Source organism: uncultured Plantibacter sp. (assembly GCF_963518075.1).
Classification (GTDB): Bacteria; Actinomycetota; Actinomycetes; order Actinomycetales; family Microbacteriaceae; genus Plantibacter; species Plantibacter flavus_A.
Genome location: NZ_CAUQHZ010000006.1, coordinates 122,321 through 135,022 on the forward strand (window position 1 = coordinate 122,321; position 12,702 = coordinate 135,022).

The 12,702-nt window shown below is 69.2% G+C and carries 9 protein-coding genes; all 9 read left to right on the forward strand.

The features are described 5' to 3' along the window. Nucleotides 1-8 precede the first annotated feature (8 nt). The 9 genes from RWN05_RS09445 to pyk all read left to right on the forward strand — a co-directional run bounded on the left by RWN05_RS09445 (nucleotide 9) and on the right by pyk (nucleotide 12,609). Nucleotides 9-701, forward strand: a complete 693-nt coding sequence (locus RWN05_RS09445) for a Trp biosynthesis-associated membrane protein (RefSeq protein ID WP_079002514.1) — start codon at nucleotides 9-11, stop codon at nucleotides 699-701. A gap of 115 nt (nucleotides 702-816) precedes the next feature. Beyond that, nucleotides 817-1,047 carry a DUF6704 family protein gene (locus tag RWN05_RS09450; RefSeq protein WP_064293851.1) on the forward strand — a complete coding sequence of 77 codons (231 nt, stop codon included), beginning with the start codon at nucleotides 817-819 and terminating at the stop codon, nucleotides 1,045-1,047. Between the two features lie 2 nt (nucleotides 1,048-1,049). Beyond that, the gene (gene trpC, locus RWN05_RS09455; protein WP_314139363.1) at nucleotides 1,050-1,826 is read left to right on the forward strand and encodes an indole-3-glycerol phosphate synthase TrpC; all 777 of its coding nucleotides are present in this window, start codon (nucleotides 1,050-1,052) and stop codon (nucleotides 1,824-1,826) included. Beyond that, the gene (gene trpB / locus RWN05_RS09460) at nucleotides 1,823-3,073 is read left to right on the forward strand and encodes a tryptophan synthase subunit beta (RefSeq protein WP_369808438.1); all 1,251 of its coding nucleotides are present in this window, start codon (nucleotides 1,823-1,825) and stop codon (nucleotides 3,071-3,073) included. Before trpC ends, trpB begins: the two co-directional genes overlap by 4 nt. Next, entirely contained in the window at nucleotides 3,070-3,882 is an 813-nt protein-coding gene (gene trpA / locus RWN05_RS09465; protein ID WP_314139364.1) for a tryptophan synthase subunit alpha, read from the forward strand. Before trpB ends, trpA begins: the two co-directional genes overlap by 4 nt. Before the next feature lie 75 nt (nucleotides 3,883-3,957). Then, nucleotides 3,958-4,971, forward strand: a complete 1,014-nt coding sequence (gene lgt, locus RWN05_RS09470; protein ID WP_079002517.1) for a prolipoprotein diacylglyceryl transferase — start codon at nucleotides 3,958-3,960, stop codon at nucleotides 4,969-4,971. A gap of 117 nt (nucleotides 4,972-5,088) precedes the next feature. Then, a complete protein-coding gene (gltB, locus tag RWN05_RS09475) occupies nucleotides 5,089-9,651 on the forward strand; it encodes a glutamate synthase large subunit (RefSeq protein WP_314139365.1) in 4,563 nt (1,520 codons plus the stop codon). Further along, a complete protein-coding gene (locus RWN05_RS09480) occupies nucleotides 9,644-11,101 on the forward strand; it encodes a glutamate synthase subunit beta (RefSeq protein ID WP_079002519.1) in 1,458 nt (485 codons plus the stop codon). The genes gltB and RWN05_RS09480 overlap by 8 nt, the downstream gene beginning before the upstream one ends. A 92-nt stretch (nucleotides 11,102-11,193) precedes the next feature. After that, a complete protein-coding gene (pyk, locus tag RWN05_RS09485; RefSeq protein ID WP_064296910.1) occupies nucleotides 11,194-12,609 on the forward strand; it encodes a pyruvate kinase in 1,416 nt (471 codons plus the stop codon). Nucleotides 12,610-12,702 lie beyond the last annotated feature (93 nt).

The following is a 12,702-nucleotide window of genomic DNA, read 5'->3' on the forward strand; positions in this document are numbered from 1 at the left end:
GTTGGAGCATGACCGAGAGCACTGCAGCACCCCAGTCCGGACCGGTGGAGCCGCCGAGGCCCGACGAACCGTCCGCGACTGACGAGCTCGAGTCACGAGCTCTGCGCAGTCGTCAGCGCCGCCTGAAGACCCTGCTCCTCGTCACCGCCGTCCTCGCCGACGCGCTCATCCTCGCGGCATGGACCCAGACCTGGCTCTCGATCAGCCTCGTCGGCGTCGGCCCACACTCCGGCGCGCTCGACGTGGTCGGCTCCGTCGCCGCTCCCGCTCTGTCCGCACTCGCCCTGGCCGGTCTCGCCCTCGTCGCGGCACTGGCCATCGCCGGGCCGGTGTTCCGCATCATCCTCGGCCTGCTGGAGGCCGTGATCGGCGCCTGCGTGATGATCTCGTCGATCGCGGTGCTCGCCTCGCCGGCGACCGCAGGCGCGGCGGCCGTGACCGAGGCCACGGGCGTGGCCGGAAGTCAGTCGACCATCGACCTCGTCGCGGCGACCACGCTCACCGCGTGGCCGGCGATCACCCTGGTGCTCGGCGTCGTGCTCGGCCTCGCCGGACTCGCGACCGTGCTCACCCACCGCCGGTGGCCCGGTCCGTCGAAGAAGTACCAGGCGGTCCGGTTCACCCAGGTGGAGACGGCCCCGAGCGCCGACCCGGTGGGCGCCTGGGACGACCTCAGCCGCGGCGACGACCCGACGCGCTGACCGCTCCGCCGACCCACGACGGCGCCCCGGGCCACCTGGGAACTCGTGGCCCACGCACGGAACCGCGCACCGCTTGCCGGTACACTGGAACTTGCACTCGCACAGAAGGAGAACCATGAGCACCGACCCCTCGGACCCCGGCCACGGACACTCGCCCGCCGCCTGGACGGCCGTGATCATCATGTTGGTCGCGTTCGCCGCCGGTACGGTCTTCTTCTGGCTCGACATGCCCGTCCTCGTGTGGGCGTCGGCCGGCCTCCTCCTCCTCGGGTGGATCACGGGCGGTGTCCTCGCCAAGGCGGGATACGGCGTCGGTGGGTCCAAGACCGTGGCGAAAGAGCACTGAGCATGCTCGCCGACCTGATGGCCGGCGCGAAGGAGGACGCCCTCGGGCGCCTCGCTGGCCGTCCGGCTGCAGTCGTCGAAGCCGCTGCCGTCGAGGCCCCTCCGGCCGTCGACGCCCTCGCTGCGCTCGCCCCGGCCGACCAGGTCAAGATCATCGCCGAGGTCAAGCGGTCCAGCCCGTCACGCGGCGCGTTGGCCGACATCCCCGACCCGGCGCTCCTCGCCTCGCTCTACGAGCAGGGTGGAGCCAGCGCGGTCAGTGTGCTGACCGAGGGCCGGAAGTTCGGTGGTTCGCTGCAGGACCTCGAGGCCGTCCGGGCCGCGATCCGCATCCCAGTCCTGCGCAAGGACTTCATCTCCTTGCCGTACCAGGTGTTCGAAGCCCGGGCATCCGGCGCCGACCTGGTCCTCCTGATCGTCGCCGGACTCGATCAGGCCACGCTGTCGTCGCTGCACGAGCTCGTCGTGCAGCTCGGCATGACGCCACTGGTCGAGACCCATTCAGCCGATGAGCTGTCGAGGGCGAGCGACATCGGCGCCCGGCTCATCGGCGTCAACGCGCGGAATCTCAGCACCTTCGAACTCGACCAACACCTCTTCGGCTCGTTGACCGACCGTTTCCCCGCCGACGCCGTCAAGGTGGCCGAATCCGCCGTGCTCCGCGCCACCGACGTCGCCGCCTACCGACGTGACGGCGCCGACGTCGTCCTGGTCGGCGAGGCGCTCGTCACCGGCGACCCCGTCGCCACCCTCGAACAGTTCCTGGGAGCCACCGCATGACCATGTCACCAGCCACCCCCGCCCACGCGGAATCGACGCACCTCCGAGACGAGGCAGGCCCGTTCTTCGGCGACTTCGGCGGACGCTACATGCCTGAGGCGCTCATCGCCGCGGTCGACGAACTCGCGACGGCCTACGAGGCCGCCAAGGCCGACGAGAGCTTCCAGGCCGAGCTCACGACGCTGCTCCGCGACTACGCCGGCCGCCCGTCGATCATCACCGAGGTGCCCCGCTTCGCCGCATCGGCGGGCGGCGCGCGCATCTTCCTCAAGCGCGAGGACCTCAACCACACCGGCTCGCACAAGATCAACAACGTCCTGGGCCAGGCGCTCCTCACGAAGCGCATCGGCAAGACCCGCGTCATCGCCGAGACCGGAGCCGGCCAGCACGGTGTGGCCACGGCCACCGCGGCCGCACTCTTCGGCCTCGACTGCACGATCTACATGGGCGAGGTCGACACCGAACGCCAAGCGCTCAACGTCGCCCGGATGCGACTCCTCGGCGCGACCGTCATCCCCGTGACGACCGGATCGCGGACCCTCAAGGACGCCATCAACGAGGCGTACCGCGACTGGGTCGCCTCGGTCGAGACGACGAACTACATCTTCGGCACCGCAGCGGGCCCACACCCGTTCCCCGTGATGGTGCGCGACTTCCAGAAGATCATCGGCGAAGAGGCCCGCGCACAGCTCCTCGAGTTGAACGGTTCACTCCCGGACGCGGTCGTCGCCTGCGTCGGCGGCGGCTCCAACGCGATCGGCATCTTCCACGCCTTCCTCGACGACGCGGACGTCGCGCTCTACGGGGTCGAGGCGGCCGGCGACGGCGTCGACACCCCACGGCATGCCGCGTCCATCGGACGCGGACGTCCGGGCGTCCTCCACGGTGCCCGCACCTTCGTCCTGCAGGACGACGACGGCCAGACCGTCGAGTCCCACTCGATCTCCGCCGGGCTCGACTACCCGGGCGTCGGACCGGAGCACGCCTGGCTCGCCGACACCGGGCGGGCGACGTACGTCCCTGCGACGGACGCCGAGGCGATGGAGGCCTTCCGGCTCCTGAGCCGCACCGAGGGCATCATCCCCGCGATCGAGTCCGCACACGCGCTTGCCGGGGCCATCGTCCTCGGCAAGGAGCTCGGCCCCGAGGCGACCATCCTGATCAACCTCTCCGGGCGCGGAGACAAGGACGTCGAGACGGCTGCGACCTACTTCGGGCTCCTCGACGAGGCCGGGCGGAACGCATGACCGCCCCGGCCACCGGTCACACGACGATCTCACCGGTCGCATCGGCGATCGACGCGGCCTCCGTGGACCGCCGCGGCGCCCTCATCGGATACCTCCCCGTCGGGTTCCCCGACCTCCAGACGAGCATCGACGCCGCCATCTCGCTCGCGCAGAACGGCGTCGACGTCCTCGAGCTCGGCGTGCCCTACTCGGACCCCGTCATGGACGGAGCGGTCATCCAGGCCGCGACGATGACGGCTCTCGCGGAGGGGTTCCGGTTGCGCGACGTCTTCACGGCCATCAGCGCCATCCGCGCCGCCGTGGACGTCCCGGTCCTCGTCATGACGTACTGGAACCCGGTGCTGCAGTACGGCGTCGAACGGTTCGCCTCCGACCTCGCAGCGGCCGGGGGAGCCGGGCTCATCACGCCCGACATCACCCCCGACGCCGCGGCGGACTGGCTCGACGCCAGCGAACGACACGGCCTCGACCGGGTCTTCCTCGCAGCCCCGACGTCGAGCGACGAGCGCCTGTCGCTCGTGACCGAACACTCCCGCGGCTTCGTCTACACCGTCTCCACGATGGGCATCACCGGTGCCCGGCAGGACCTCGACGCCGCTGCGAAGACCCTCGTCGGTCGGCTCCGCACGGCCGGGGCACAGCACGCGTGCGTCGGCATCGGCATCTCGACCGCGGAGCAGGTCCGCTCGGTCCTCGAGTACGCCGACGGAGCCATCGTCGGATCCGTGTTCGTCAAGGCACTCGCCGACGGCGGTGTCCCGGCGATCACCGAGGTCGCCCGTTCACTCGCGGCCGGCACCGCCCGCTGAGGGTATCCTCAGCACGTCCGCGATGCTGAAAGCCCTACACTCGATCAGAGTTCGTAACGAAAGGCGACCACTGCAGTGATTGCACCCCTCAGCATCCCGAGCCCGAACCCGGACATCGCGACCTTCAGCGTGGGCCCGTTCACGGTGCACATGTACGCGCTCTGCATCATCGCCGGGATCATCGCCGCCACCATCCTCACCTCCCGGCGGCTGACGAAGCGCGGTGCCGAGCCGGGCATCGTGCTCGACATCATCCTGTGGGCCATCCCCTTGGGGATCATCGGTGCGCGGATCTTCCACGTCCTGACCCACCCCGGCGACTACTTCTACCCGGGTGCGGACCTCCTGCGGACGCTCTACATCTGGGAGGGCGGCATCGCGATCTTCGGTTCGCTCATCGGTGGAGCAGTCGGCGCCTACATCGGCTGCCGCATGACGGGGATCCGGTTCTGGACCTTCGCCGACGCCCTCGCGCCCGGCCTGCTGCTCGCCCAGGCGTTCGGACGCCTCGGCAACTACTTCAACCACGAGCTCTACGGGCTCCCCACGGACCTGCCCTGGGGCCTCGAGATCGAGGCCAGCAACCCCGCGTTCCCGATCGGTCTGCCCGCCGGCACGCTCTTCCACCCCACGTTCCTGTACGAGATCATCTGGAACCTGCTGGGGGTGGCCGTCATCCTCTGGATCGGACACCGCTTCAACCCGCAGTGGGGCCGCCTGTTCGGTGTCTACCTCATCTGGTACGGAGCCGGTCGCACGGTCTGGGAGACCATCCGGATCGACCCGAGCGAGTACCTCTTCGGCATCCGCGCCAACGTCTGGGCCGCGATCCTCGCGATCGTCGTCGGACTCGCGATCATCGTCATCCAGTCGCGTCGCCACACGGGTGCCGAGCCGTCGCCGTACGTCCCCGGCCGTTCCTGGGCCGATCCGAAGGCTGCGGTAGACTACTACGACACCGACGCGGAGAACCTGGGGCTGCGCAGTGCCTCCGCCGACGACGATGCCGACGGATCAGACCGCACTGCGTCATCCACTCCGTCGTCCGAAGCCACGGTCGCCACAAGCAAGACCGGCTCTCGCTCCTAGGCTGAACGCACCCTCGTCGGCCCGGTGGATCCCGGCTCAGCAGGGGATCCATCACCCGTTTCATCCCAGGGCCAGCGACGTCCCCTTCTGATCCCCTTTCGTGAGGACGGTAATTCCATGGCGCATGCACCGTACGCTTCGTTCAGCTCGGTTCCGCCCAAGCAGGGCATGTACGACCCGGCGAACGAGAAGGACGCCTGTGGCCTGGCGATGGTCGCGACCCTGACGGGCGAGGCCTCGCACAGCATCATCGACGCGGCGCTCGGTTCGCTCCGCAACCTGGAGCACCGCGGCGCGATCGGTTCCGACGCCGGGACCGGCGACGGCGCGGGCATCCTCACCCAGATGCCCGACGCCTTCCTGCGCGGCGTCGCCGGATTCGAGCTGCCGCCGCTCGGTGCGTACGCCGTGGGCATCGCCTTCCTGCCCACCGACGCCTCCGAGCGCGCACAGCTCCAGACGCGCATCGCCGCGATCGCCGCCGAGGAGGAACTCACCGTCCTCGGCTGGCGCGAGGTGCCGGTCGACCCCGACGAGTTGGGAAAGCTCGCCCGTGCGGCCATGCCGGCGTTCGAGCAACTGTTCGTCACGGGGACCGGCGCGTCGACGCCGACCGGGATCGCCCTCGACCGACTCGCCTTCCGGCTCCGGAAGCGGGCGGAGCGCGAGCTCGGGGCGTACTTCATCTCCTTGTCGAGCCGCACGCTCGTCTACAAGGGCATGGTCACGACGCTCCAGCTCGAACCCTTCTACCCCGACCTGTCCGACGAGCGGTTCGCGACCAAGCTCGCCATCGTCCACTCGCGGTACTCCACCAACACGTTCCCGTCCTGGCCGCTGGCCCAGCCGCTGCGCATGATGGCGCACAACGGCGAGATCAACACGGTCGAGGGGAACCGCAACTGGATGCGCGCGCGGCAGTCGCAGCTCGAGTCCGAGCTCATCGGCGACATCCGCCCGCTGCTCCCCATCATCACGCCCGGAGCGAGCGACTCCGCCTCGTTCGACGAGGTCCTCGAGCTGCTGACGCTGACCGGACGGTCCCTCCCGCACGCCATGATGATGATGGTCCCCGAGGCCTGGGAGAAGCAGACCGGGCTGTCGCAGGAGCGACGCGACTTCTACGAGTTCAACTCCATGCAGATGGAGCCGTGGGACGGCCCGGCCGCCCTCACCTTCACGGACGGCTCACTCGTCGGCGCGACCCTGGACCGGAACGGCCTGCGTCCCGGTCGGTGGCTGGAGACGACCGACGGTCTCGTCGTCCTGGGTAGCGAGATCGGCGTCCTCGACGTCGACCCGAGCCGGGTCAAGCGCAAGGGCCGCCTGCGTCCCGGGAAGATGTTCCTCGTCGACACCGAGGCCGGGCGGATCATCGAGGACGACGAGATCAAGGACGAGCTCTCGGCTTCGGCACCCTGGGGCGACTGGCTCGACGCCGGACGCATCAACCTGAGCGACCTGCCGGAGCGCGAGCACATCGTGCACACGCCGGCATCCGTCACCCGCCGCCAGCGGACCTTCGGGTACACCGAGGAGGAGGTGCGCATCCTCCTGCAGCCCATGGGCCAGAACGGTGCGGAGCCGCTCGGCGCGATGGGGTCGGACACCCCGATCGCGGTGCTCTCCGACCGCCCTCGGCTGCTGTTCGACTACTTCGTGCAGCAGTTCGCCCAGGTCACCAACCCGCCGCTCGACTCGATCCGCGAGGAGGTCGTCACCTCGCTGAAGCTCGGGCTCGGCCCGGAGCGCAACCTCCTCTCCTGGGGTCCGGAGCACGCCAAGCAGGTCGTCCTCGACTTCCCGGTCATCGACAACGACGAGCTCGCCAAGATCCAGCACATCGACCCGAACCCGGCGAGCCCGCTGACGACGACCGTCAAGGCGCTCTACCGCGTCGAGGACGGCTCGGCCGGACTCGAGACACGCCTGCGCGAGATGTGCGACGAGGTCGACCAGGCGATCCTCGCAGGCTCGGAGTTCATCGTCCTGAGCGACCGTGACTCGAACTCCGACCTCGCGCCGATCCCTTCGCTGCTCTCGCTCGCCGCCGTGCACCACCACCTCATCCGCGCCGAGAACCGGATGAAGGTCGGGCTCGTCGTCGAGGCCGGCGACGTGCGCGAGGTCCACCACGTCGCGCTGCTCATCGGCTACGGCGCCTCCGCGATCAACCCGTACCTGGCCATGGAGAGCTGCGAGGACCTCGTCCGCAGCGGCCTCATCCAGGGCGTCACCCGCGAGCAGGCCGTCAAGAACGTCATCAAGGCGCTCGGCAAGGGCGTGCTCAAGATCATGTCGAAGATGGGCATCTCGACGGTGTCCTCCTACGCCGGAGCACAGGCCTTCGAGGCCGTCGGCCTGAGCCAGCAGCTCGTCGACAGCTATTTCACCGGCACGGAGACGAAGCTCGGCGGTGTCGGCATCGAGGTGATCGCCGAGGAGAACGCGAAGCGTCACCGGTACGCGTACCCCGAGGACGCCGCATCGACGGCCCACGAGCGCCTGCAGTCCGGCGGTGAGTACCAGTGGCGTCGCGACGGTTCGCCGCACCTCTTCAACCCGGAGACGGTCTTCAAGCTCCAGCACGCGACCAAGACGCGCCGGTACGACATCTTCCGCGAGTACACCCACATGGTCGACTCCCAGGCGGCCCAGCTCATGACGCTCCGCGGGATGTTCACCCTCCGCACCGGTGCCCGCCCGCCCGTCCCGCTCGACGAGGTCGAGTCGGTCGCCTCGATCGTGAAGCGGTTCTCGACCGGCGCGATGAGCTACGGCTCCATCTCGCGCGAGGCGCACGAGACGCTGGCGATCGCGATGAACAGCATCGGTGCCAAGTCGAACACCGGTGAGGGTGGCGAGGACGTCGACCGGCTCCTCGACCCGACGCGTCGCAGCGCGATCAAGCAGGTCGCCTCCGGCCGGTTCGGCGTGACGAGCATGTACCTCACGCACGCCGACGACATCCAGATCAAGCTCGCCCAGGGCGCGAAGCCCGGTGAGGGCGGGCAGTTGCCGCCGACGAAGGTCTACCCGTGGGTGGCGCGGACGCGTCATGCCACGGCGGGCGTCGGCCTCATCTCGCCGCCGCCGCACCACGACATCTACTCCATCGAAGACCTCAAGCAGCTCATCTTCGACCTGAAGCGTGCGAACCCGAAGGCCCGGATCCACACCAAGCTGGTCAGCCAGTCCGGCATCGGTGCCGTGGCCGCGGGCGTCGCGAAGGCGCTCTCGGACGTCATCCTCGTCTCCGGTCACGACGGCGGAACCGGCGCGAGCCCGTTGAACTCCCTGAAGCACGCGGGCACGCCCTGGGAGCTGGGTCTCGCTGAGACGCAGCAGACCCTCATGCTCAACAACATGCGCGACCGCGTCGTGGTGCAGGTCGACGGTCAGATGAAGACCGGACGCGACGTCGTCATCGGCGCACTGCTCGGCGCGGAGGAGTTCGGCTTCGCGACGGCACCGCTCGTCGTCTCCGGGTGCGTCATGATGCGCGTGTGCCACCTCGACACCTGCCCGGTCGGCGTCGCGACGCAGAACCCGGTGTTGCGCGAGCGGTTCACCGGCAAGCCGGAGTTCGTCGTGAACTTCTTCGAGTTCATCGCCCAGGAGGTGCGCGAGTACCTCGCCGAGCTCGGGTTCCGGACGCTCGAGGAGGCGATCGGCCACAACGAACTGATCGACGCCGACCGGGCGATCGACCACTGGAAGGCGTCCGGGCTCGACCTGGCCCCGGTCCTCGTGGGTCCCGTCTTCGCCGACGACGAGCCGCGGATCAACCGCCGGCCGCAGGAGCACGAGCTCGAGAAGCACTTCGACCAGCAGCTCATCACGGCCGCCTCGGACGTGCTCGAACACGGTGGCCACTTCTCGGTCGACCTGCCCATCCGCAACACGGAGCGGGCGGTCGGCACCATGCTCGGCCACGAGGTCACCAGGCGGCACGGCGAGAACGGGCTCCCGGCAGGGAGCATCGACATCACCCTGCGCGGCTCGGCCGGGCAGTCCTTCGGCGCGTTCCTCCCCGGCGGCATCGCGCTGCGGCTCATCGGCGACTCGAACGACTACGTCGGCAAGGGCCTGTCCGGCGGACAGATCGTCGTCCGGCCATCCGAGCGCGCAGCCTTCGCGCCCGAGGAGAACGTGATCGCCGGCAACGTCATCGGGTACGGCGCGACCCAGGGCACCATGTTCCTGAGCGGGATCGTCGGCGAGCGGTTCCTGGTGCGCAACTCCGGCGCCACGGCGGTCGTCGAAGGCGTCGGTGACCACGCGCTCGAGTACATGACGGGTGGTCTCGCCGTCATCCTGGGTCGGACCGGCCGGAACCTCGGCGCGGGCATGTCCGGCGGCACGGCCTACGTGTTCGACCTCGAACGCGACCAGGTCAACCGCGACTCCCTCGCCTCGGGGGAGCTCACCCTGTCCGAACTCGACAGTGCCGACGCCGAGATCGTCCGCGACCTCCTCGAACGGCACGTCGTGGAGACCGGTTCTCCGCTGGCCGGCCGGCTGCTCGCCGACATCGAAGACTCACTCGCCCGGTTCGTCAAGGTCCTCCCGCGTGACTATGCGGCGGTCCTGGCGACCCGACAGACCGCACTCGACGAGGGGCTCGACCCCGACGGCGACATCGTATGGAACCGAATCCTGGAGGTGACCGGTGGCTGATCCCAAGGGATTCCTGAAGGTACCGGAGCGCGAGCTCCCGAAGCGCCGGCCCGTGCCGGTCCGCATCATGGACTGGAAAGAGGTCTACGAGCAGAGCGACCCCGCGACCGTCCGCAAGCAGGCTGGTCGCTGCATGGACTGCGGCATCCCGTTCTGCCATCAGGGCTGCCCGCTGGGCAACCTCATCCCGGAGTGGAACGACCTGATGTGGCGAGGCGAGGGACGCTCGGCCATCGAGCGGCTGCACGCCACGAACAACTTCCCGGAGTTCACAGGCCGTCTCTGCCCGGCGCCGTGCGAGAGTTCGTGCGTGCTGGGCATCAACCAGCCCGCCGTGACCATCAAGCAGGTCGAGGTGTCGATCATCGACCAGGCGTTCGCCAACGGTTGGGTCGAGTCCCACCCGCCGGAGCGGCTGACCGGCAAGACGGTCGCCGTCGTCGGTTCCGGTCCGGCCGGTCTCGCCGCAGCCCAGCAGCTGACGCGTGCCGGGCACACGGTCGCGGTCTACGAGCGCGACGACCGCATCGGTGGTCTGCTGCGCTACGGCATCCCCGACTTCAAGATGGAGAAGAAGCACCTCGACATCCGGCTGAAGCAGATGCAGGACGAGGGCACCCGGTTCCGCGCCGGCGTGAACATCGGGGTCGACATCAGCTGGGACGAGCTCCGCGCCCGCTACGACGCCGTCGTCATCGCCACCGGCGCGATGGTGCCGCGCGACCTGCCGATCCCCGGTCGTGACCTCTCCGGGGTCCACTTCGCGATGGAGTACCTCGTGCAGGCGAACCGCGTCGGCGCCGGCGACACGGTCGCCGACCAGATCACGGCGGAGGACAAGCACGTGGTGGTCCTTGGCGGCGGCGACACCGGTGCCGACTGCATCGGCACGGCGCACCGTCAGGGTGCCGCCTCCGTCACGAACCTCGCCATCGGCACGCAGCCGGCGGGGGAGCGGCCCGAGCACCAGCCGTGGCCCATGATGCCGACGCTCTTCGAGGTCGCGAGCGCACACGAGGAGGGCGGCAACCGCGAGTACCTGGTGTCGACCGTCGAGTTCCTCGCCAACGAGGCCGGCGAGGTGCGGGCGATCCGCGTCGCCGAGACGGAGTTCATCGACGGCCGTCGCGTGCCGAAGAGTGGCACCGAGCGGGAGATCCCGGCCGACCTCGTCCTGCTCGCACTCGGATTCACGGGCCCGGAGGGCGAGACCCTCGAGTCGCAGTTCCAGCTCCCCTTCACCGGGCGTGGCAACGTGGCGCGGGAGCACGATTACCAGACCAACCAGCCCGGCGTGTTCGTCGCGGGTGACGCCGGTCGTGGCCAGTCCCTCATCGTGTGGGCGATCGCCGAGGGCCGCGCTGCGGCGGCGGCCGTCGACCAGTACCTCGAGGGCGAGACCCAGCTTCCCTTCCCGGTCCGTCCCACGGACCAGCCCATCTCCCTCTAGGCTTTCAAGCGGACGACAAGCGTCGGACGCATCATGCCGAGCAGTGAGTACCGAAGCGCCTCGCGCGCAGAAATCATGGAGAACACACACACATGAGACGAGCCAAGATCGTCGCAACGCTGGGGCCTGCAGTCTCCAGCTATGAGAACATCCGGGCCATCATCGATGCGGGGGTCGATGTCACCCGGATGAACCTGAGCCACGGCAGCTACGACGTGCACGAGGCCATCTACGCCAACGTGCGCAAGGCCACCGAGGACTCCGGCCGTGCCGTCGCCGTCCTGGTCGACCTGCAGGGCCCGAAGATCCGCCTCGGCAAGTTCGAGGGCGGCCCGTACGACCTCGCCGTCGGCGACATCTTCAAGATCACGACCGAGGACATCCTCGGCACCAAGGAGATCTCCTCGACGACGTTCAAGGGCCTGCCCCAGGACGTCAAGCCGGGCGACTTCCTCCTGATCGACGACGGCAAGGTCAAGGTCGAGGTCGTTGAAGCGGACGACACCGTCGTGACCACGCGCGTCATCGTCGCCGGCCCCGTGTCGAACAACAAGGGCATCAACCTCCCCGGCGTCGCCGTCAACGTGCCCGCGCTCAGCGAGAAGGACGAAGCGGACCTCCGCTGGGGACTGCGTCTCGGCGCCGACCTCATCGCCCTGTCGTTCGTGCGCGACGCAGCCGACATCGACCGTGTCCACGAGATCATGGCGGAGGAGGGCCGCAAGGTCCCCGTGATCGCCAAGATCGAGAAGCCGCAGGCCGTCGAGAACCTCGAGGGCATCGTCGAGGCGTTCGACGCGATCATGGTCGCCCGTGGCGACCTCGGTGTCGAGCTCCCGCTCGAGGCCGTCCCGATCGTGCAGAAGCGTGCGGTGGAGCTCGCTCGCCGCATGGCGAAGCCGGTCATCGTCGCGACGCAGATGCTCGAGTCGATGATCTCCAGCCCCATCCCGACCCGCGCGGAGACCTCCGATGTCGCGAACGCGGTGCTCGACGGTGCTGACGCGGTCATGCTCAGTGGCGAGACGAGTGTCGGCGCCTACCCGGTGATCACGGTCCAGACCATGGCCCGGATCGTCGAGTCGACCGAGATCCACGGTCTCGACCGCGTTCCGCCGCTCGGCACGAAGCCGCGCACCCAGGCCGGAGCGATCACGTTGGCGGCCGTCGAGGTGGCGGACTTCGTCGAGGCGAAGTTCCTCTGCGTCTTCACGGAGTCGGGGGAGTCGGTCCGCCGCATGGCCCGTCTCCGCAACCGGATCCCGATCCTGGCGTTCACGCCCGACCCGGCCATCCGTCGTCGGATGGCGCTGAACTGGGGCGTTGAGTCCTTCGTCGTCGAGCGCGTGACGCACACCGACCAGATGGTCGCCCAGGTGGACGAGGTCCTCGTCGCCACGGGCAAGGCCGCCGTCGGTGAGCCGGTCATCATCATCTCCGGTTCCCCTCCCGGCATCCCCGGGACGACGAACGACATCCGCGTCCACAAGGTGGGCGACGTCCTCTAGTCGTCGACAGCAGCGAAGGCCGTGGTCCTCCCGTACGGGGACCACGGCCTTCGTCGTCCGCCGGGTGTGCGGTGGCACCGCGATTCCGGACGC